This window comes from Telluria sp. ZB4P37, assembly GCF_059685855.1.
In genome coordinates this window covers 804,820-826,350 of record NZ_JCASID010000001.1, presented here as the reverse complement: position 1 = coordinate 826,350, position 21,531 = coordinate 804,820, and the positions used below count along the sequence as shown (strand labels likewise).

At 65.0% G+C, this 21,531-nt stretch carries 18 protein-coding genes; 10 read left to right on the top strand and 8 right to left on the bottom strand.

Translation table 11 applies throughout. From position 1 onward, the window contains the following. Positions 1 to 114 precede the first annotated feature (114 nt). Positions 115 to 1,200, bottom strand: a complete 1,086-nt coding sequence (hppD, locus tag AC56K1_RS03890; protein WP_497156516.1) for a 4-hydroxyphenylpyruvate dioxygenase — start codon at positions 1,198 to 1,200, stop codon at positions 115 to 117. 66 nt (positions 1,201 to 1,266) lie between these two features. After that, positions 1,267 to 2,172: a LysR family transcriptional regulator gene (locus AC56K1_RS03885; protein WP_497156515.1), complete on the bottom strand. Its 906-nt coding sequence runs from the start codon at positions 2,170 to 2,172 to the stop codon at positions 1,267 to 1,269. Positions 2,173 to 2,331: 159 nt separating this feature from the next. Here AC56K1_RS03885 and hmgA point away from each other — a divergent pair, with 159 nt between their 5' ends. Further along, on the top strand, positions 2,332 to 3,627 hold the full coding sequence (gene hmgA, locus AC56K1_RS03880) for a homogentisate 1,2-dioxygenase (protein WP_497156514.1): 1,296 nt from the start codon (positions 2,332 to 2,334) through the stop codon (positions 3,625 to 3,627). Between the two features lie 20 nt (positions 3,628 to 3,647). On the opposite strand, the gene AC56K1_RS03875 is transcribed toward hmgA, so the two are convergent. From AC56K1_RS03875 to AC56K1_RS03865, 3 genes are read right to left on the bottom strand one after another with little or no spacing between them, the layout of a single operon-like run. After that, complete coding sequence (locus tag AC56K1_RS03875; RefSeq protein WP_497156636.1) at positions 3,648 to 5,591, bottom strand: metallophosphoesterase family protein; 1,944 nt, start codon at positions 5,589 to 5,591, stop codon at positions 3,648 to 3,650. 13 nt (positions 5,592 to 5,604) lie between these two features. Further along, positions 5,605 to 5,874: a hypothetical protein gene (locus tag AC56K1_RS03870; protein WP_497156513.1), complete on the bottom strand. Its 270-nt coding sequence runs from the start codon at positions 5,872 to 5,874 to the stop codon at positions 5,605 to 5,607. Beyond that, positions 5,867 to 7,981, bottom strand: coding sequence for a putative bifunctional diguanylate cyclase/phosphodiesterase (locus AC56K1_RS03865; RefSeq protein ID WP_497156512.1), 2,115 nt, complete (start codon positions 7,979 to 7,981; stop codon positions 5,867 to 5,869). Before AC56K1_RS03865 ends, AC56K1_RS03870 begins: the two co-directional genes overlap by 8 nt. A 301-nt stretch (positions 7,982 to 8,282) precedes the next feature. Here AC56K1_RS03865 and AC56K1_RS03860 point away from each other — a divergent pair, with 301 nt between their 5' ends. The 4 genes from AC56K1_RS03860 (at position 8,283) to AC56K1_RS03845 (ending at position 13,796) form a co-directional block, all read left to right on the top strand. After that, positions 8,283 to 9,614 carry a hemolysin family protein gene (locus tag AC56K1_RS03860; RefSeq protein WP_497156511.1) on the top strand — a complete coding sequence of 444 codons (1,332 nt, stop codon included), beginning with the start codon at positions 8,283 to 8,285 and terminating at the stop codon, positions 9,612 to 9,614. A gap of 57 nt (positions 9,615 to 9,671) precedes the next feature. Beyond that, positions 9,672 to 10,478 (top strand): TlpA family protein disulfide reductase, encoded by an 807-nt coding sequence (locus AC56K1_RS03855; RefSeq protein WP_497156510.1) that lies wholly within the window; start codon positions 9,672 to 9,674, stop codon positions 10,476 to 10,478. Between the two features lie 64 nt (positions 10,479 to 10,542). After that, a complete protein-coding gene (locus AC56K1_RS03850; RefSeq protein ID WP_497156509.1) occupies positions 10,543 to 11,244 on the top strand; it encodes an MBL fold metallo-hydrolase in 702 nt (233 codons plus the stop codon). A gap of 260 nt (positions 11,245 to 11,504) precedes the next feature. Then, a complete protein-coding gene (locus AC56K1_RS03845; RefSeq protein ID WP_497156508.1) occupies positions 11,505 to 13,796 on the top strand; it encodes a putative bifunctional diguanylate cyclase/phosphodiesterase in 2,292 nt (763 codons plus the stop codon). A gap of 53 nt (positions 13,797 to 13,849) precedes the next feature. Here AC56K1_RS03845 and AC56K1_RS03840 read toward each other — a convergent pair whose 3' ends face one another. Further along, the gene (locus AC56K1_RS03840) at positions 13,850 to 14,140 is read right to left on the bottom strand and encodes a hypothetical protein (RefSeq protein ID WP_497156507.1); all 291 of its coding nucleotides are present in this window, start codon (positions 14,138 to 14,140) and stop codon (positions 13,850 to 13,852) included. 128 nt (positions 14,141 to 14,268) lie between these two features. Between AC56K1_RS03840 and AC56K1_RS03835 the strand changes: the two genes are divergently transcribed. From AC56K1_RS03835 to AC56K1_RS03820, 4 genes are all read left to right on the top strand, one after another. Beyond that, positions 14,269 to 14,679, top strand: coding sequence for a secondary thiamine-phosphate synthase enzyme YjbQ (locus tag AC56K1_RS03835; protein WP_497156506.1), 411 nt, complete (start codon positions 14,269 to 14,271; stop codon positions 14,677 to 14,679). An 83-nt stretch (positions 14,680 to 14,762) separates the two neighbouring features. Then, a complete protein-coding gene (locus AC56K1_RS03830; RefSeq protein ID WP_497156505.1) occupies positions 14,763 to 15,755 on the top strand; it encodes an amidohydrolase family protein in 993 nt (330 codons plus the stop codon). Between the two features lie 187 nt (positions 15,756 to 15,942). Beyond that, complete coding sequence (locus AC56K1_RS03825) at positions 15,943 to 16,308, top strand: hypothetical protein (protein ID WP_497156504.1); 366 nt, start codon at positions 15,943 to 15,945, stop codon at positions 16,306 to 16,308. Between the two features lie 33 nt (positions 16,309 to 16,341). After that, positions 16,342 to 17,307: a retroviral-like aspartic protease family protein gene (locus AC56K1_RS03820; RefSeq protein WP_497156503.1), complete on the top strand. Its 966-nt coding sequence runs from the start codon at positions 16,342 to 16,344 to the stop codon at positions 17,305 to 17,307. A 66-nt stretch (positions 17,308 to 17,373) separates the two neighbouring features. Here AC56K1_RS03820 and AC56K1_RS03815 read toward each other — a convergent pair whose 3' ends face one another. Next, positions 17,374 to 17,958 (bottom strand): PEP-CTERM sorting domain-containing protein, encoded by a 585-nt coding sequence (locus AC56K1_RS03815; RefSeq protein WP_497156502.1) that lies wholly within the window; start codon positions 17,956 to 17,958, stop codon positions 17,374 to 17,376. 458 nt (positions 17,959 to 18,416) lie between these two features. Here AC56K1_RS03815 and AC56K1_RS03810 point away from each other — a divergent pair, with 458 nt between their 5' ends. Beyond that, the gene (locus tag AC56K1_RS03810; protein ID WP_497156501.1) at positions 18,417 to 19,799 is read left to right on the top strand and encodes an amino acid permease; all 1,383 of its coding nucleotides are present in this window, start codon (positions 18,417 to 18,419) and stop codon (positions 19,797 to 19,799) included. Positions 19,800 to 19,877: 78 nt separating this feature from the next. On the opposite strand, the gene AC56K1_RS03805 is transcribed toward AC56K1_RS03810, so the two are convergent. Further along, positions 19,878 to 21,470: an EAL domain-containing protein gene (locus AC56K1_RS03805; protein WP_497156500.1), complete on the bottom strand. Its 1,593-nt coding sequence runs from the start codon at positions 21,468 to 21,470 to the stop codon at positions 19,878 to 19,880. Positions 21,471 to 21,531: the final 61 nt, after the last annotated feature.

The following is a 21,531-nucleotide window of genomic DNA, read 5'->3' as shown; positions in this document are numbered from 1 at the left end:
CTCAGGATAGCAAAAATGAAGTTTGGGAGTGCGGACCGGCGCCCCCGCGCAGGCGCGAACAATGCCAATGGCATTGTCCGTCCCAAGTTGACCTCGGGTGAGCCAGCCGACAGCTTACGCCGCCGCAGCCCCCGCAATCGCCCCACGACGCACCTGATCCCGCTCGATCGACTCGAACAGCGCCTTGAAATTGCCCTCGCCGAAACCGTCGTCGCCCTTGCGCTGGATGAATTCGAAGAACACGGGTCCGAGCTGGGTGGTCGAGAAGATCTGCAGCAGCAGGCGCGGCTTGCCGTCAAGGACGCTGCCGTCGAGCAGCAGGCCGCGCGATTTCAGTTCGTCGGCGTTTTCGCCGTGGCCCGGGATGCGGCCTTCCAGCATCTCGTAATAGGTCTCCGGCGGCGCGGCCATCAGCGGCACGCCGGCGGCGCGCAGCGAATCGACGGTCTTCATCAGGTCGTCGGACAGCAAGGCGATGTGCTGGATGCCTTCGCCGTTGAACTGCATCAGGAATTCCTCGATCTGGCCGCCGCCCGCCTTGCCCTCTTCGTTCAGCGGGATGCGGATCATGCCGTCCGGCGCCGTCATCGCCTTCGAGGTCAGGCCGGTGTACTCGCCCTTGATGTCGAAGTAGCGGATCTCGCGGAAGTTGAACAGCTTCTCGTAGAAGCTGGCCCAGAAGGCCATGCGGCCGCGGTAGACGTTGTGGGTCAGGTGGTCGATGATCGACAGGCCGTGGCCCACGGGGTGGCGTTCGACGCCTTCGATGAATTCGAAATCGATGTCATAGATCGACTTGCCGTCTTCGAAACGGTCGATCAGGTAGAGCGGCGCGCCGCCGATGCCCTTGATGGCCGGCAGGCGCAGTTCCATCGGGCCGGTCGGGATCTCGACCGCCTGGGCGCCCAGTTCCAGCGCGCGCGCATAGGCCTTGTGCGCATCCTTCACGCGGAAGGCCATGCCGCAGGCCGACGGGCCATGCTCGGCGGCGAAATAGGCGGCGTAGCTCTTCGGCTCGTTGTTGATGATGAAGTTGATGCCGCCCTGGCGGTACAGGCTGACCGCCTTCGAGCGGTGCACCGCGACTTTCGTGAAGCCAAGCTGCGCGAACACCGCTTCCAGCACGCCCGGCGTCGGCGACGCGAACTCGACGAACTCGAAGCCCATCAGGCCCATGGGATTCTCAAACAGGTCTGCCATTGTTCTTTCCTTGTATGTCGTTGATCAAGCCGGCCGCCGTCTCGTGCAGCCGGGTCATGCTTGTCTTCATTCCGCAAATACTTCCGCCAGCAAGCCGCGCAGCCACTGGTTGCCCGGGTCCTGGTTGTAGCGCCGGTGCCAGAACGCATTGGTCTGCAGCGGCGGCAATTCGAGTGGCGGCACCACCCACTCCAGGCCGAAGGGCGCGGCGGCCCGCTCGGCCAGCTTCTGCGGCACCGTCACCACCAGGTCACTGCTGCCCACGATATACGGCACCGCGGTGAAATGCGGCACCCGGAAGCGCACCGAAGGCCCCACGCCGGCGCGCTCGAGCAGCGCGTTGATGCGCTCGTACGGGCTTTCGGTGGAAGCCACCAGCACGTGCTCGGCGCGCACGAAGCGCTCCAGGGTCATTGCGCCCTTGCCCAGCGGATGGCCCTTGCGGAACATCGTCACATAGGGCTGGCGAAACAGCTGGCGCTGGTACAGCGCTTCCGACATATCCTCGAAGGGGCCGATCGCCAGGTCGACCCGCCCGCCTTCCATGTCCTCTTTCAGTGCCGCCGCGGCTGCGCGCACCGAGCTGATTTCCACCAGGGGAGCCAGCACGCGGCAGCGTTCGATCAGCGCCGGCATAAAATAAATCTCGCCCACGTCCGTCATCGCCAGCACGAAGCGCCTGCCGCTGGTGGCCGGATCGAAGCGGCTGCGCTGGTTCAAGGCGAGGGCCACCTGCGCCATCGCCACCCCGATCGGCTCGGCCATCTGCGTTGCCAGCGGGGTCGGCTGCATGCCGGTGGCGGTGCGCACGAACAGCTCGTCGCCGAAGCTGCGCCGCAGCCGCGCCAGCGCATTGCTCACCGCCGACTGGGACAGGCCCAGCCGCCTCGCAGCCGCGGAAATCTGGCGCTCCCGGTAGACTTCCTGGAACACCGACAGCAGGTTCAGGTCGATGGCGTGCGGTTCGATCATGGCGTCATGGCGTGCATTGTGGGCGCGGGGGTCGCGCAGGAATAGTAGTATTTAGGTGATGAATAGTCTACATTTTGCTATTCATCTCGTAAAGTAGTGTGAATTCTTCTACAGTAGCCGGCGTTAGTTCATTACCACGCTATTCCAGGAGATTCCAGCATGAGCCAGCCCTCCGGCTACCAGTCAGGCTTCGGCAACGAGTTCGCCACCGAGGCCTTGCCCGGCGCCCTGCCGCAGCACCGCAACTCGCCGCAGCGCGTCGCCTATGGCCTGTATGCCGAACAGATCTCCGGCACCGCCTTTACCGCGCCGCGCAGCCACAACCGCCGCTCCTGGCTGTACCGGATCCGCCCGGCCGCCGTGCACGGCGCCTTCCAGGCGATCGACACGGGCCGTATCGTGAGCCGCTTCGACACCCCGGCGCCGCCCGACCAGCTGCGCTGGAGCCCCCTGCCGATGCCCGATGCACCTACCGATTTCGTCGACGGCTGGGTCACCATGGCCGGCAACGGTTCGCCCGAAGCCATGACCGGCTGCGCGATCCACCTGTACGCCGCCAATAAATCGATGGAAGGACGCTATTTCTACAGCGCCGACGGCGAGCTGCTGGTGGTGCCGCAACTCGGGCGCCTGGCCATCCATACCGAACTCGGATTGCTCGAAGTGGAGCCGCAGGAAATCGCCGTGCTCCCGCGCGGGCTGCGTTTCAGGGTGGACCTGCCGGACGGCGAGGCGCGCGGCTACATTTGCGAGAACTTCGGCGCCCTCTTGCAACTACCCGACATGGGCCCGATCGGCTCGAACGGCCTGGCCAACCCGCGCGACTTCCTCACGCCCGTCGCCCGCTATGAAGATGTGGAAGGCGAATTCGAGCTGGTCGCCAAGTTCTGCGGCGGCCTGTGGCGCGCCCCCATCGGCCACTCGCCGCTGGACGTCGTCGCCTGGCACGGCAACTACGCGCCCTATAAGTACGACCTGCGCCACTTCAATGCCATCGGCTCGATCAGCTACGACCACCCGGACCCGTCGATTTTCCTGGTGCTGCACGCACCGAGCGACACCCCGGGCGTGTCCACGCTGGACTTCGTGATCTTCCCGCCGCGCTGGCTGGTGGGCGAAGACACCTTCCGCCCACCCTGGTTCCACCGCAACGCGGCCAGCGAATTCATGGGCCTGATCCACGGCGCCTACGACGCCAAGGCCGACGGCTTCAATCCGGGCGGCGCCAGCCTGCACAACTGCATGAGCGGACACGGGCCGGATGCCGCTACTTTTGAGAAGGCGAGTATCAGCGACACCTCGCAGCCGCACAAGGTGCTGGACACCATGGCCTTCATGTTCGAGACCCGCAACGTAATCGTGCCGACGCCGTACGCGCTGGATTCACCGCAGCGCCAGGCCGACTACCAGCAGTGCTGGGCCGGCATCGGGAAGCACTTCCGGCTGGAGCCTTAGCACCCAGCAAACCTTGTCAATCAGTGCTTCTCCAACGGCTGCTCGGGAGCCGCCGCATGGGGTGCTTCCTGCTCAGGCGCCAGGAACCGGGTCGACAGCCGGCCGTCGGCGTTGTGCTGCACGATGCGCATCGGCCGCCCTTGCGCATCGAGCCACACCTGGCCGATGCCGGCGCCATTCCAGACCCGCTCGCCCTCTTGGCGCGCGTCGGGCAGGTGCGGCGTGAAGACGAGATCGCGGCGCTGGGTGAACCAGTTCAGCGGCGAGCGCGGCGAGTACAGCCAGCGATTGAGGCGGTCGAGCCAGTCGAGCAGGCCGCGCGGGAATTCGTTCTTGATACCACTGCTGGTGATCTGCCAGATATGCGGCATGCGGTCCGAGTCGCGCACTTCGACATCGTAGACAAACGAGTAGTGCACATCGCCCGACAGGACCACGTAATTGCCCGGGCTGCGTGAATGGCGGAAGATATTGAGCATGCTGCTGGCCGCGCCGCGATGCGCCATCCAGTTCTCGGCGTCGACCGTCAAGGCCAGGCCGCAGAAGGTGGCGACCCGCTGCACCACTTCGATCAGCTTGACCCCGAACATGGGCGTCGGCGAGACGATGACGGCCGCCGTTTCGTCCAGCAGTTCGTGCTGCAGTTCGGTCAGCGATTCCCAATCCATCAGCCCCGAGGGATGGCCGGGCCGGCGCCGGTTGCGCCAGCGCCGGGTGCGGGTATCGAGCACGATGATCGTGGGCTTGCTCCGTACGACGAAATGCCACTGGCGGAAAGACAGCAGGCGCCTGACCAGCGCGTCCTGCAAGGGCGCGTCCAACCGGTCATCGAGAGCGGCCGTTGCAAGCAGCACCGCCGACTCGTCCAGCACCGTCTTGAATACATCGGGGCGGTTGCCCCAGCCCTGGCACAGCAGGTAGGCGATCAGCGCATTGCCCACGATGCGGCGCGAGAACGGGTGCCCGTAGACGGTAGTTTCCCACTTGGACGACAGATTCCAGTCATCGGTGATGTCATGGTCGTCGAAGATCATCAGCGTCTGCACATGCGCCAGCAGCCGGGCGGCTTGCGGCAGATCGCGGCAGAAGTCCGCCAGCGCCGTCGACTCGCGCCGCCAGCGCTCGGCGTGTCCCGGCGCAAGCGGGGGCGGCGACGCATCCGCCACCAGTTGCCATGGCACGGGCGACCAGACCAGCAGATACATGGCCATCACCTCCGCCAGGGTCACCAGGTGGTTGTGCGCATTGGCCGTGGTGAAGATCGGCTTTTCGCTGCCGCCAAAAAAGCGGTCGCGCAGCGCATCGTTGGACCGGAACGCCGGCAGCAGTTCTTCGCGCCGGTAGTAACTGGCCGCATGGGTATATAACGCCTCGCTGTCGGCGACGACCGCGCCTTCGAGCGTTTCGCCATACAGGCCGAGGCGCCGGATCAATGCGTGGATCGCCGCAAGCATCGGGCCTGCCACGTCGTCGGCATAGACCTGGTCACCGCACAGGATGAGCATGGCGGGCCGTTCGTCGGCCCGCTCAAGGTGGTCGGCCAACAAGGCGTCGGCGCGCGCCAGGCCGTCACGCGCGGGATGATGCGGCTTGCGGCAGGAACCAAACAGGATATTGTCGCTGCGGCTACGCAGCACCATGTTCGGCCGCGCCGCGCCGGCATGCAGCAGGTGCGGCGCCCAAGAAGCGATGCCGGCCTCGGTGCGATCGCCCTGCGTGACGAGCAAGTCGTACTCGATGATCGTGTCTTGCGGCAGCGGCTCGGGAAGTGTGACGTCGATCAGGTGTACGCAGGCGTGGCGGCCGACGCGCACGACACGGCAGCGGCCCGCGTCCAGGCGCAAGCGCTGGGGCGTACCGGCCTTGGGCGCCAACACCAGCGTCAGGTCGAGCGGCGCGCTGCCGACCAGCCACAGCACCAGGCGGCCCGGCTCGAGGCGGCGCAGGAGTGGACCGGCGAGCACTGGCGGCAGGCCATCAAGAGCTGGAGACTGGATCAATCGGGGCGCTAGCCTGGTTGGATGAACAGATCAGTGTAACAGACACGCCGTGCGGGTTGAGCAGCGCGATCACCACGCTGCGATGACCGATCAGGATCACGGTGAAGTCCTGCCCTGCCGCTTGCCGACTTCCCCTGACCGATTGAATGCGCACCCCATAGCGGACCTCGTCGAACCGCACAAACAAACAGATGCATTCTGGGTTTGTTCGAACCAAACGCGCTGCTTCGGTGCGTCGATTATTCAATCCATGGTCTGGAACAATCCTGCTTCTGTGTAAAAGCGGCGAATTGTTCGGGTGTCAATGGTCGGCTAAAGAGGTAGCCCTGTCCTTCCGCACAACTGCGGTCTTTCAGAAAGGCGAGTTGCGTCTTTGTCTCGACTCCCTCTGCAATGACGATTTGCTTCAGGCTATTTCCCATGACAACGATGGCGGCAACAATGGCGCCGTCCTCCTGGTGATCGGTGATATCCCGTACGAACGATTGATCGATTTTCAGTATGTCAATCGGAAAATTCCTTAGATAACTCAGACTGGAGTAACCCGTTCCAAAGTCGTCCACCGCTAGCAGCACACCAAGTTCTTTTAATTCATGCATCGTCTCGACGCTTGCAACTGCGTCGTGCATGACAACGCTTTCTGTTATCTCCAGCTGCAAGCACGCGGGCGGCAGGCCGGTCTGGGACAGTGCGTCACGCACGCTCGCAAAAAAGCTTTTCTGGCGGAATTCCAACGCAGAGATGTTGACGGCTATTGATGCGCTCCCGGCACCAGCGTCGAGCCAGCGTTTGGCTTGGCTACATGCTTCCCGCAACACCCAGCTACCGATCGGCACAATCAATCCGCACTCTTCCGCAATTGTGATGAATCGCTCGGGAAGGACCTGGCCCCACTCGGGGTGCTGCCACCGCAGCAAAGCCTCGGCACCTGTCACCTCGTTCGTCGCCAGGTTGATCTTCGGCTGATAATGAAGAACGAACTGCTGCTGTGCCAACGCGTGCCGTAAATTTGACTCGACGAGTTGGCGCTCCGTAGCGCGAGCATTCATCGCATGGTCGAAGAACTGACAGTTGTTCCGACCTTTCTCTTTTGCGATGTACATAGCGGTATCGGCGTTTTTCAGAAGCGTGCTCACATTGGCACCATCGAACGGGTACACGGCAGCGCCGATACTGGCGGTTATGTAAAGCTCGTGCGTCGAAATGAAATGGGGCTGGGATAGCGTTTCCCGGATCTTGTCCGCTGTGGCTGCAAGGCCTGCCGGGGCCACGTTGTCGGCCAGGAGGATGACGAATTCGTCGCCTCCCAACCTGCTGACAGTGTCCATTCCGCGAACACATTTGCAGAGTTTTTTGGCCACGAACTGGAGTAACTGGTCCCCGACATCGTGGCCTAAGGAATCGTTAATATTCTTAAAATTATCGAGATCGATAAACAGGACCGCGAGGTTCATTTCCTGTCGGTGAGCCCGGGTAATCTCATGCTCCAGGCGGTCCAGCAACAGGACTCTGTTAGGGAGTCCGGTCAAGAAATCGTGGTTTGCCGCATGAATCATTTTTGCGTTCAGAGCCCGCGATGCACTCACATCACGAAAAACAATCACGGCGCCGGCACCTGCACCGCCAGCAGACTCCTTATCTCCAGGGATCGGCGTAATGGCGTCCTCGATTGGAATCTCCGAGCCATCCCGGCGAACCAGCATGGTGTGGAAATCGAGCTTGCGGGTTGCGTGGTGTTCGACAGCGTCGAGCATCGGGTGGGGGAGCGGAAATGCACGCGTCTGACTGTTCACCAGACATACCACCTCGGTCACGCTCCGGCCGGTGGCTTCACCCTTTGTCCAGCCAGTTAATCTCTCCGCCGCAGGATTGAGATAAGTAACGGCGCCATCGACGTCGATGGAAATGACGGCGTCACCGATTGAGCTAAGCGTAATCTCTGCACGCGCCTTTTCCTGAAAAAGGGCCTGTTCCGCTTGCCGACGAGCAGTAATATCCCGAGTCAACTTGCAAAATCCGGAGAGCACACCAGAGTCATCCCTGATCGCTATGATTTCTATCAGAGCCCAAAACCGCGTACCGTCCTTCCGCTGCCGCCAGGTTTCCTCTTGAAAAGTTTCCTGCTCTTCGGCCTTGAGAAGATTAAGTTTCGGGCGGCCCAGGAGTCTGTCCTCGTCAGTGTAGAGCACACCGAAATTCTGACCAACAATCTCGTCCTTCCGGTACCCTTTCATGGCTGCGGCAGCCGGATTCCATGTTTGTACGACCCCTTCAGCGTCGATGAGAAATATTGCATAGTCCCGAACCTTATCGACCATGCGAGACAGGGAGTGTTCGACAAAAGGACTCACCACGACGCTCTCCGAGACTGGTTGTAGCAGGATGCGGCTTCGCCAACTATACCTGTTCTTGAGGCGAAGCCGGTTCCTCTAGCCTAACGAGCAGATGTCCGCTTTTGGACGATGCCGGAAGTCAAATGGCTCAATGTACGAGGATGTTGTCATGAGAGCAAGTATCTGGTTTCGCTAACCACTCTTAGCCTTTTGTCATGATCGTGCGGCACACTCAGCCTCCCACAGGCTATGATGTGCCGTGCGCGACCCTGGCGTGCCCGGACACGGCCCGGATCGCCCGCGAAAGGCCTGTGCGCCAGTGTTGACCGACATACTGATCATCTCCGTCCTGATTCTCCTGAACGGGGTGTTCGCCATGAGCGAGTTGGCGCTGGTGTCGGCCAAGCGCATGCGCCTGGAACGGCGCGCCGAAGACGGCAGCCGGGGGGCGCGCATCGCGCTCGGCCTGGCCGACGACCCGAGCCACTTCCTCTCCACCGTGCAGGTCGGGATCACCCTGATCAGCATTTTCAACGGCGCTTTCGGCGAGGCTTCGCTGGTCAGCCAACTGACGCCCGACCTCGAGACAGTCCCGGCGCTGGCCCCGTACGCGCGCGAAGTCGCGCTCGGCGTGGTGGTCATCTCGATTACCGTGGCCTCGATCATTTTCGGCGAGCTGGTCCCTAAGCGCATCGCCATGGCCTACCCCGAAATGGTGGCCACACTGATCGCCGAGCCCCTGCGTCTGCTGTCGGTGGTGATGTCGCCTTTCGTGAAATTCCTCGCCGTGAGCACCAATGCCATCGTGCGCGTGCTCGGCATCCACGAAGCCAAGGAAGAAGCGCCGACCGAGGAAGACATCGCCGGCATCATCAAGGAAGGCGCCAACACCGGCGTGTTCGAGAAGACCGAATACGACATCGTCTCGCGCGCCCTGCGTCTGGACGACCAGCACCTGAAATCCCTCATGACGCCGCGGGTGGACCTGGTGATCCTCGACCTCGAGGACGACCGCGGCGCCAACCTGGGGACCATCGTGTCCCAGCCCTACAGCCGCTTCCCGGTCTGCCGCGGCGACCGCTCGCACATCCTGGGCTATGTGCTGGCGCGCGACCTGCTCGCGCAGGCGGTGCGGGTGGGCTCGATCGATGCGATCGACATCGACGGCGCGGTGCAGGAACTGCTGTACGTGCCGGAAACCGTGGGCGCCATGGTGCTGCTCGAGATGTTCAAGAAGAACCGCGCCGAGCTGGCCCTGATCGTCGACGAATACGGCGACATCCAGGGCATGGTCACCCTGAGCGACATCATGAGCGCGCTGGTGGGCGACGTGGCGGTGGGCGGCGAGGAGCACGATCCCGACGCGGTGCAGCGCCAGGACGGCAGCTGGCTGCTCGATGGCGGCGTGGCGCTTGACCGCTTCCGCGACCTGCTGGCGACCAATGCCGCCTTCCCCGGCGAGGACAGCGGCGCCTACCACACCCTGGCCGGCTTCCTGCTCTACCAGCTCGGCTACATCCCGAAGGCGGCCGACATCGTCGACTGGGACAGCTTCCGCTTCGAAGTCATGGACATGGACGGCAACCGCATCGACCGCATCATGGTGTCGCGCCGCGAGCCGCCGCCGGCGCCGCTGGAACCGGAGCTCGATTAAGCTTCCATCAAGCCGTTTGCGGTATGCTCCCGCCAACTCAACAGCGGGAGCAATGCGGTGGACGTCGTCAAACTCGGACCGGTCGTACTTCCCGTCGCCACCCTGCTGGTGCTGGCGGCGATCCTGGCGGCCAATGGCGCCGCCGAATGGTATCGCCGCCGCCATGGCCAGGACGCCGGCCCGCTGCTGTGGAAGATGATCATCGGCGGCTTCCTTGCCGCGCGCGCGGTGTTCGTGCTGCGCCACCACGATATTTTCGTGGCCAGCCCGCTCTCCGCCCTCGACATCCGGGACGGCGGTTTCGACCGCAACGTCGGCCTGATCGTGGCCTGCGCCATCGCCGCCGAACTGACGCGCCGCCACGCGGATCTGCGCCGTCCGCTGCTGGTGGCGACCCTGCTGGGCGGCGCCGTCTGGCTGGGCGGCACCCTGGCCATGCGGGCCTCGGCGCCGGCGCGGGCGCCGCTGCCGGACCTGGTGGTGCGGCGCCTGGACGGCAGCGAAGTCGCACTGCGCAGCTACGCGGGCAAGCCGCTGGTGGTCAACCTGTGGGCCACCTGGTGCCCGCCCTGCCGGCGCGAGATGCCGGCCCTGCGCGCCGCGCAGCAGGCCAATCCGGGCGTGGCCTTCGTGTTCGTCAACCAGGGCGAGTCGGCGGCGACGGTGACGCAATTCCTGTCCGCGCAGGGCTTGCGCATGGCGAACGTGGTGATCGATCCGGCCGCGCAGCTGTCGGCGCGCACCGGCTCGCCCGGCTATCCGACCACGCTGTTCTACGATGCGCGCGGGGTGCTGCAGTCCCGGCATGCGGGCGAACTGTCGGAGGCGAGCCTGCGCGACAAACTGGCAATTCTGGGGCGCTAAAGCCCGGCCCCTGCTTCCCTCGCGGACGCGCCTGTGGTACAACAGCGCGCATCCAGGAGAGCACATGCAAGCCACCCCGATCCAGCTGTTCGACGCCGAGTCGTCTACCTACACGTATATCCTGTCCTCGCCGGACAACCGCGACGCGGTGATCATCGACCCGGTCGACCGCCACTGGCAGCGCGACCTGGGCCACATCGAGCGCCTCGGCTTGAGGCTCACCCATGTGCTGGAAACCCATGCCCACGCCGACCACGTCACCTCGGCCGGCAAGCTGCGCGCCATGACCGGCGCGCAGGCCTGCGTGCCGAGCGGCTGCGGCATCGGTCCGGCCCAGGTGCAGTTCGAGGACGGCGACCTGCTGCGCTTCGGGCAGCGCGAGCACATCGCGGTGATCCATACGCCCGGCCACACGGCGGGCAGCATGTGCTATCTGTGGCGCGGCAACCTGTTCACCGGCGACACCCTCCTGGTGGATGGCTGCGGGCGCACCGATTTCCAGGGCGGCAGCGCCGGCGCGCTGTACGACAGCGTGACCCTGAAACTGTTTACGCTCGACGACGCCACGCGGGTGTGGCCCGGCCACGACTACAAGGGCCAGTCGCTGTCCTCGATCGGCTGGGAGAAGCGCCACAACGCGCGCCTGGCCGGGCGCTCGCGCACTGAATTCATCGTCCTGATGGCAGGACTGAACCTGCCGCGCCCGAAACTGATGGACGTCGCGGTGCCGGCCAACCGCAACCTGGGCCTGGCCCACAGCTCCTGACCATCCATTCCGTCGGGGCGGCCTGAACCGGGTCATGCTGCAACCTGCAACCTGCAACCTGCCCCCGCTCCCGCAGAACTCCGGGCGCCGCCCCTCGCCCGCCCGGGCACCGCCCCGCCCTCGTAAGCGGACGTTCCAGAAACAACACCTCATGCGTGTCCCATGACAGAAACCTATAGTTACGGTATGATATTTCCTTTAGTCAACACGTAATGTGAATAAGTAACTTTTCATAAAGCAATACGTACCAGGGCCGCTGAATGAAACAGTTCTACGACATTGCGCAATGGCGCCTCCGGATCTTCTCCTCGCTGATGTCGACCGTGCTCGTGCTGGGCACGGTGGCCGCGGTTCCCAGCGCCACCCTGGCCCTGAGCCAGGGGATGTGGGAGATCGCCCTCATGGACTCCGTCGCCCTGACCTGGATCTTCGCGATCTGGTGGTATGACCGCCTTCCCTACACCCTGCGCGTCGTCAATTTCCTCGCCGTGCTGTTCATGGTCGGCACCGGCCTGATGCTCACCGTCGGCGCTGTCAGCCAGATCTTCCTGATGGCGCCGTCCGTACTGGCGGTGATCCTGCTAGGCACGCGCCACGCCGTCGCCTGCCTCCTCCTCAGCGCCGCCATCATCCTCGGCCTGGGGCTGTCCGGCCACGCCGACCTGGTGGTCAAGGGCCTCGGCGGCGACACCCTGCTGCCCTCGCTGATCGTCACCCTCAATTACCTGTGCGTGGGCGCCCTCATCACGATCACCTGCGGCACCCTGCTCAAGGGGCTGTCGCAGACCCTGGGCGAGGTACAGGGCTTTGCCGAGTCGCTCGAGGCGAAGCAGGACAAGCTGCACGAGCTGAACGCCGAGCTGCGCCTGACCTCGGCCGCGGTGGCGCGCCTGAACGACCTGGTCATCATTGCCCAGGCAGTTGACGAGCCGGGCGCCCACCAGCCGATCATCTTCGCCAACGAAGCCTTCGAGCGCCGCACCGGCTACGGCCGCGACGAGATCCTCGGCCAGAGCATGCGCATCCTGCACGGCCCGGAAACCGATCCGCGCGAGCTGGATCGCATCCTGCAGGCGGTCTCGCGCAACCAGTCCGTCACGGCGGAACTGATCAACTATACCAAGTCGGGCGAGCCGTTCTGGGTCGAGATGGAGATGGTGCCGTTCGCCAGCGAAGCCGGCCGCAACACCCACTGGGTCGCGGTCGGGCGCGACGTCACCGAGCGCCGCAACTCCGACAAGAAGATCCACCACCTCGCCTTCTACGACGTGCTCACCGGCCTGCCGAACCGGCGCCTGCTGACCGAGCGCCTCGACACCCTGGTCGCCACCCGCAACGCCAGCGGCGTGCTCGGCGCCGTGCTGTTCATCGACCTGGACAACTTCAAGTATGTCAACGACGCCCGGGGCCACGCCACCGGCGACGCCTTGCTCAGGCATGCCGCCTCCCGCCTCGGGTCGGTGGTGCGCAAGCGCGATACCGTGGCGCGCCTGGGCGGCGACGAATTCGTCATCCTGCTCAACGACCTCGGCGAGGATCCGGAGAGCGCCACCGCCACCGCGCTGGCCGTGGCGGGCAAGGTGCTGACCGCACTGGGCGAGGAAGTCACCATCGGCGAACACGCCTACCGCTGCACCGGCAGCGTCGGCGTGGCGCTGCCGCTGGTGCCGGGCCACGCCGGCCACGACCTGCTGCGCGAAGCCGATACCGCGATGTACCAGGCCAAGGCCGGCGGGCGCAATGGCGTGGCCCTGTTCGAGACCAATATGCTGGCCGAGGCCGAGCGCAAGCTCACCCTCGAGCGCGAGCTCGCTTCGGCGCTGGAAAACGGCGAACTGGCGATGCACCTGCAGCTGCAGGTCGACAGCCGCCAGCAGCCGGTCGGCGCCGAGCTCCTGATGCGCTGGCGCCGCGCCGACGGCGTGCTGGTGCCGCCCGACGTCTTCATCCCGATCGCCGAATCGAGCGGCCTGATCGTCCCGCTGGGGAACTGGGTGCTGCGCGAAGCCTGCACCTCCTGGCTGCGCCTGGAAGCGGCCGGCCACCCGATCCCGCTGTCGATCAACGTCAGCCCGGCGCAGTTCCGCCAGGCCGATTTCGTCGAGGGCGTGCGCAGCATCCTGCGCGAGACCGGCGCCCCGGCCGACCAGCTGATCTTCGAAGTCACGGAAGGCCTGCTGGTGCAAAACCTGGAAGAGACCATCGCGCGCATGCACGAACTGGCCGCGCTGGGCATCCGTTTCTCGATCGACGATTTCGGCACCGGTTATTCGAACCTGGCCTACCTGAAGAAGATGCCGCTGTACGAACTGAAAATCGACAAGAGCTTCATTCGCGACACGCCGAACGACGTCAACGGCACCGCGATCGTGCAGTCGATCCTGGCCATGGCCGACCACCTCGGCCTGCGCGTGGTGGCCGAGGGCATCGAGACGGCCCAGCAGGCCCAGTACCTGGCCGAAAACGGCGGCCCCTGCATGCAGGGCTACCTGTTCTCGCGCCCGGCGCCGCTGGATGATTTGCTGGCGCAGCTGGCGACGAAAGCGGCTTGAGAGCCGTCGCTAGTCGCAGGCTCGGCGACGGCTCGTGAACGGCCGGCAGGGCTCTACCTCTCCTGCAACTGATTGGCGCTCGCTTTAAGACCAGCATTTGGAATGAACTGGTCCGATATCGTCAGGATGGCATACAGGTTGCGCCTGAGTTCATCGGCCGGCAACTCGCCTTCCCGCAGCGCCGTCTGCAGCAGGTGCAGGGCCATGTCGGCCAGCAGGATGCGCTGCTTGTCGGCCCAGGCCGGGTCGCCGCGCGTGGCGGCATGGCCGCGGTAGGCCGACTCCGTCAATGCGTGCGCCTTGCGGCCCAGCGCGGCAATCTCGTTCCTGGTCGTTTCATCCATCGTCGTTCATCCTGTTCAAAGTGTGCGGTCCATCCTTTGGCCGCCAGTGTAGCCCAGGCGACCAGGAACGAAGCCGGGCCGCGATCCGTGGATAATCAGGGAATCACCAACCCGCCGGGAGCCTCGCCTTGGCCCACCAGACCATCCTCGAATTTTCCACCCCAGGGCGCGGCACGCGCGACATCACCGATGCGGTGGCGGGCGTCGTGCGCGAATCCGGCATGCAGTGCGGCCTGGCCCACGTATTTGTCCAGCACACCAGCTGCTCGCTGCTCATGACCGAGAACGCCGACCCGGACGTGCGGGCCGATCTCGAGACCGTCCTGGAGCGGCTGGCACCCGACGCCGACCCGGCCTACCGCCACGATGCGGAGGGCCCGGACGACATGGCCGCCCACGTGCGCAACATGCTGACCGGTTCAAGCCTGACTGTGCCGGTGGGCGGCGCCCGCCTGCTGCTGGGCACCTGGCAGGGCATCTACCTGTACGAGCACCGCAGCGCGCCGCACCGCCGCCGCGTGGTGGTAACGGTCATGTGATCGCGCCATATGTATCCAGTTGTCGTGGACAGCAGGATCAGCGCTGGGTAAGCTGCGGTATCCATCTCCGCCCAGGAACCGCGATGTCCCGCCCGCTCACGAAGCTGTTCACGACGGCCAGCCTGCTGCTCGCCCTGCCCGCCTGCCTCGCGGCGCCGGCAGCACCGAGCGCGCCGGCCGCCGATCACCACCAGCACCTGTTCAGTCCCGCCATCATCGCCCTGATCGCGCCCACGCCTGGTCCGGACGCGCTGACCGAGATCCCGGTGACCGAACTCATCAAACACCTCGACGAGGCCGGCATCCGCCGCGCGGCCGTGATGTCGGTGGCCTATATGTATGGCCGCCCCTCGCGCACCATCGAGGACGAATACGCGAAAGTCAAGGCGGAAAACGACTGGACCGGCGCCCAGGCCGCGAGCTACCCGGACCGCCTGCGGGCCTTCTGCGGTTTCAATCCGCTGAAGGACTATGCGCTGGCCGAACTGGAACGCTGCGCGGCCCACCCGCAGTTGCGCCACGGGATCAAGATGCACTTCGGGAATTCCGACATGCAGCTCGAGAACCCGGCCCATATCGCCCGCCTGAAAGAAGTATTCAGCGCGGCCAACAGGCACCGCATGGCAATCGCCGTGCACATGCGCGCCTCGATTTCGCTCAAGCGTCCGTATGGCCAAGCGCAGGCGCGCGCCTTCCTCGAGCACTTGATGCCGCAGGCGACCAGCATCGTGGTGCAGGTCGCGCACCTGGCCGGCGCCGGTCCCGGCTACGAGGACCCACCGGCCAACGAGGTGATGCGCGTCTTTGCCGAGGCCGCCGCGCGCAAGGACCCGAACACCCGCAACCTGTGGTTCGACGTCGCCTCGATCGCCACGCCGGACATCGCGCCCGCCCATGCGCACGCGATGGTGGAGCGCATCCGCCAGGTCGGGGTCGACAAGATCCTGTACGGCTCGGACGCGGCCACGCCCACCAACATGAAGCCGCGCCAGGCCTGGGCCGCCTTCCGCGCCCTGCCGCTCACCGCTGCGGAAATCGCGCGCATCGCCGGCAACGTGGCGCCCTACCTGCGCTGAAGCCCGATTCCGGCGCGGCGCCACCTGCCGCGCATAATCGGCGCAAACAGGCACGATTTCGTGTCCATTGTGAGTTTTGTTGAATTTCCCTGCCTTGCCCGGGCGGTATGCTCGCGGCCTCTCATAGCCTGCATGCAACCGGCACGCAGCTGGAACCACAGCCAACATCGCAGTCGAAACCGATCGAATGACACCGAAGAACACCCTGTGGGCGCTGCTGGCGCTCATGCTCGCCAGCGGCATGGCCAAAGCGCTGTACGCCGCGGCCCATTTGCAGATGCCGGCCTGGTGGATCCTCCTGACCGCCTTCCTGCTGAACTTCCTGCCCTATTACTGGTACCGCCAGGACAGCGAAGCGCGCATGTTCCGCCGCTCGCGCTGGATGAACACCTTCGTGGTCGGCATCGGGCCGGTCGCCATCCCGGTCTACCTGTTCCGCAGCCGCGAAAAAGGCCGGCGCCTGCGTTCGCTCGCCCGGATGTCCGGCTTCGTGCTGGCCATGCTGGGGGCGACCGTCATGGGCGCGATCGCCTTCTTCGTGATGCCGGGCTGACCCAGCTTTTCGACCTTTCACCATCGGACCGACATGACCTCATTTCCTCCTGCCGGCCGCGCGCGCCGGCTCGGCTGCACCCTCCTGGCCGCCCTGCTGGCGAGCGCCGCGGCATCGGCCCAGTCATTGCCGCCCGGCTGCGTTCTTGGTGAAGTGGCGACGCTGCCGCTCACGTTCCTGGCCGACAGCGTGCCGGTGGCCGAGGCCCGGATCAACGGCAAGGCGGTACAGGCCTTGATCGATTCCGGGGGCCAGCACGCGACCGTGCTGGACAAGGACACGCTGGCAGGCATGGGCGTGAAGGTGATCAGCTCCGAAACCAATTACGCCGGCGTGTATGTCCTGAATGCGAACATCGAGCATATCGCGATCGGTCCCACCGAATTCCGGAAATCCTGGTTCGCGGTCGACGATCTCTCGGAAGACGGCGTGGGCGCCCGGATCGGCGCCAACTACCTGTTCCGCAACGACGTCGAAGTCAACCTGCAGGACCGCTACCTGAAGTTCTTCAAGCCGGCCGGCTGCCTGCGCGCGCCGCTGGCCTACTGGGACCCGAAGACGCCGTCCGTCCCCTTCCAGATCCACGCTCAGCGAAAGGACCTGCGGCCCTGGTTCACGGTGCGCATCAACGGCAAGGACGTCAAGACCGTGATCTCGACCCTCACCCAGCGCTCCTACCTTGATTTGTTCACGGCCGGGCGCATGGGCCTGAGCCCGGACTCGCCCGGAGCGGTGCGCGACGGCGCGGGCATCAAATGGAACGACCTCGAGCAGGCGGTGTGGACGGTGCCGGTGGCGCAGATGGCGATCGGCGAACTGCAGGTGAAGGACTTCAGCCTGCGCCTGGTAAACATGGAGCGCTCGGGCGAGATGCTGGTGCTGGGCCTTGACTTCCTCAAGCGCCACCGCGTGTATGTCGCGATGAGCCAGAACCGGATCTATTTCAGCCCGGTCACGCAGCCCGCGCCGGCAGTGCCGGGAGCCGTCGCCGCGCCCTGAATGCCGGCGGCGGCAGCGATCAAAAAAAGGCGCCGCGGCGCCTTGTTTGCTGCCGAAGCAAAACGCTTAGGCCTTGCGGCGACGCGACAGGCCCAGGCCGGCCAGGCCGGCGGCCAGCAGTCCAAGCGATGCCGGTTCCGGTACGTCGTGCAGGCGCACGGCGAGCGACTCGTTGCAGGAGTTGGCGCAGCCGCCGCCGACGTCGCCGTCGATCAGGCTCCACTGGCCGACCTGACCCTGGCCCCAGTCGATCCAGCTGTGCTGGGTAAACCACGGGGTGGCGACGGCCACGTCGTACATGGGCAGGCCATTGACGACGTAACTGACGCTCGCTCCGCTGGCCTCATCCTTGTTGTTGCCTGTCTTGTAGTCGACATTGGCGCCGACGAACGAGAACTGGTCGGCGTCGAGGCCGCCGATCTCGTTATAGATGGCGTTGGTCATGGCGCCCCAGCCGTATGGCGACTGGATCGAAAAGTCGATCCCGCCCGGGGTCGATTTCTGGCTCCATGGCGAAATCCACGCGATGTCGTATTTGCCGACGGTGATATAGGCATTCTTCGGCAGTTCGGTGAGCATCAGCGGTGCGGCGCTGGCGGCATTGCACAGCAGGACGGCGGCAACGGCGATGGTGGTAGCGATTTTTTTCATAGTGGATTCCCTAGTTATGTGTGATTGCAATCATGGCCAAAAGCAATTGTTGTGCCAGATCTGCAAGTACTTGTATTGCCTGGGAAGCCGGATTGGAACAAGTTCGCCCTGTAAAGTTTGCCGACAGGAATATATAGTGTCTTGCTGGGATCGATGTCGGCCAGCCATGCGCCGCCGATTTCCATGTCCCGGTAAGCTGTTCCCATCACGGCGTACACCAGCCGTCCAACCCAATGGAGATTCAGCATGCGTAAAATGATCATGATGGCAATTGCAGGCTTCCTCTGGAAGAAATTCAGCGGCACGTCGGCCAAGCGCCCAGGCTATCCGCGCAACTACCGCGGCTTCTAAATGGCATCGCGGACGGGCGCGGGCAAGGTTTTCGCCCGCCGCGCCGTCCTTGCAGTAAAATCGCTGGCTTTAAGGCAACTGTTGCCTTCGACACCTTGAGGCCAGCGATGAACGAGCCGCAGCACCCACAGAGTAACGAACTCAAGCGCGGACTCAAGAACCGCCACATCCAGCTGATCGCCCTCGGCGGCGCCATCGGCACCGGACTCTTCCTCGGCGTTGCACAGACCATCCAGATGGCCGGCCCGTCGGCCCTGCTCGGCTATGCGTTCGCCGGCCTGATCGCCTTCCTCATCATGCGCCAGATGGGCGAGATGATCGTCGACGAACCGGTCGCCGGCTCCTTCGGCTATTTCGCGGCCAAATACGGCAGCCCCATGGCCGGCTTCATGTCGGGCTGGAACTACTGGGTCATGTACATACTGGTCAGCATGGCCGAACTGTCGGCGCTCGGCATCTATATCCAGTACTGGTTCCCCGAGATTCCCACCTGGGTGTCGGCGCTCGGCTTCTTCGTGCTGGTGAACCTGCTCAGCCTGATGAACGTGAAGGCCTTCGGCGAGCTCGAATTCTGGTTCTCCATCATCAAGGTCGCGGCCGTGGTCGGCATGATCGTGTTCGGCTGCTACTTGCTCATCAGCGATACAGCCGGCCCGCAGGCGGGCGTGTCCAACCTGTGGCGCCACGGCGGCTTCTTCCCGAGCGGCTTTACCGGGCTGGCGCTGTCGATGGCGGTGATCATGTTCTCCTTCGGCGGCCTGGAAATGATCGGCATCACCGCCGCCGAGGCCGACAACCCGGGGCGCACCATCCCGCGCGCCATCAACCAGGCAATCTGGCGCATCGCCATCTTCTACGTCGGCGCACTGGCCGTGCTCCTGATGCTCTACCCCTGGACCAAGGTCGCGCTGGGCGGCAGCCCCTTCGTGCTGATCTTCGCCGCGCTCGACAGCAATGTCGTGGCCAACATCCTCAACCTGGTGGTGCTGACCGCCGCGCTGTCGGTGTACAACGGCTGCGTGTACGCCAACAGCCGCATGCTGTTTGGCCTGGCCGAACAGGGCAATGCCCCGCGCGCGCTGTTGAAACTGAACCGCCGCGGCGTGCCGCTGGCCGCGCTGGCGGTGTCCGCCGTGGCCACCGGCATCTGCATCTGCATCAATTACTTCCTGCCGCGCGAAGCCTTCGGCATGCTGATGGGCCTGGCCGTTGCAGCGCTGGTCATCAACTGGGGCATGATCTGCTGGAGCCATTTGCGCTTCCGCCGCCAGAAGGAAGCGGCGGGCCAGGCCACCGCTTTCCGCAGCCCGCTGTTCCCGCTGACCAATTACCTGTGCCTGGCCTTCCTGGCCGGCATCATGGTGGTAATGTATTTGACGCCCGGCCTCCAGGTGTCGGTGTTCATGATCCCGGCCTGGCTGCTGCTGCTTGGGCTGGGTTATTGGCTGCGCCAGCGCGGCGGGGCGTCGATGGCATCCGTGTCGGCCTAGGCCAGCCGGCATCTGGATGGGACGGCAGTGCCGCGATGCGTGCGGCGCGCCGGCCGCGCTTCGAAGCGCTTGGCGTACTCAGCCGGCGCGCGCCAGCTGCGTCCTGGCGTCTTCCAGTGCCCCGAGCTGGCGTAATATCTCCGGGAACGGCATGGGTCGCCCGAACAGCCAGCCCTGGCCGAACTGCACGTGGTGCTTGCGCAGGAAATCGGCCTGCGCCTGCCCTTCGATGCCCTCGGCGATCATCTGGATGCCGAGGTCCTTGGCCATGCGGATGATGTGCTGCACCACCTGGCTGGTGGGCGCGCCGGTGCCGATCGCCTCGATGAAGCTGCGGTCGATCTTGAGATAGTCGATTTCGAGCGATTCGAGATAGGACAGGCTCGAGTAGCCGGTGCCGAAGTCGTCGATCGCTACCGCGAAGCCGTGGCGCCGCAGCGCGCCCGTGGTCTCGCGCGCCACCATCGGGTCGAGCAGGCCGCGCTCGGTGATTTCCAGGATCAGGTTGCCCGGCCCGGCCTGCATCGCCCCGACCGTCTCCTGCAGGCGTTTCAGGAAGCCCGGCGCATGGAAATCCGCCGGGGCCACATTCACGCCCACGTGAAAGCCCGGATGCGCCGCCAGGTAGGCGCCGGTGTCGCGGGCTACCATGTCGAACACCTGCTGCGTGAGCCGGACGATCAGGCCGTTCTGCTCGGCAATCGGGATGAACAGGTCCGGCCCCACGATTTCGCCGGTCGGACGGCGCCAGCGCACCAGCGCCTCGACCCCGATCCAGGCGCCAGTATCGAGTTCGACAATCGGCTGGTATTCGAGGAAAAATTCCTTGCGCCGCAAGGCGACCTTCACCGCCGACGGCAGCGCCATCTGCTGGCGCGCCAGGTGCAGGATCGCCAGGGCCAGCACAACGCCTGCCAGCAGGCCGGCCGGCACCAGGCGCAGGGCCACGTCCTGCGAGCGCCCCTGCAGGTAATGCAGCGGCACCGCCGCAATGCCGGCCGTCATGTAGCGCGTCGAGCGCACCACCGCCACGATGTGGCCGTCTTCAATGAAGACCACCTCGCGCCGGCGTCCGAGGCGCCGCAGCCAGTCCGGGTCCACATGGCCGCGTTCGATCACAGGCACCGGGTAATTCAGCGACATCACGGCCAGGGCCACGTCGGGCTCGCTCTTGGCCGTGTCGATCGCCAGCTGTTTGTGCACGATGGCTGCGAAGCGCCCCGCCTGGACCACGATGAAGGTGATATCCGGGGCGAAGCGAAAGCGCACGTTGCGGCGTATCTGCGCGCCTGTGGAGCTGGTGTAGTCGGGCGGTCCGAGCTCGAGCGCGCTGGCCGGGCCGGCAATGGACGAGCACAGCATGCGCTCGCCCTCGACATAGCCGACCGCCTGGATATAGCTGGAACTGAGGTCGATCTCGCGCATCAGGTCCAGGCTGGCCGGCGCGCATGGCGCCGCAGTGTGCATCGCGGCCAGGCGGCCCAGGCCGGCCCGCACCTGGTCGCCGGTCTGGTCGGCCCGCTGCACCACGTCGCGCGCGTAGCCGAGCGCGTGGATGCTTTCCGCCTTGAAGGCCTGACGCTCCGACTCCTCGATCGCCAGCCAGATCGGCAACCCGATGCCTGCGGTCGCAACCACGAGGGTCAGGAGGACGGCGACGGTTTTTTTCATGGTTGCCTGCGCTGGGCCGGATGGACCCGCCCGGGCACGGTCCATACTACTGCCACCGCGC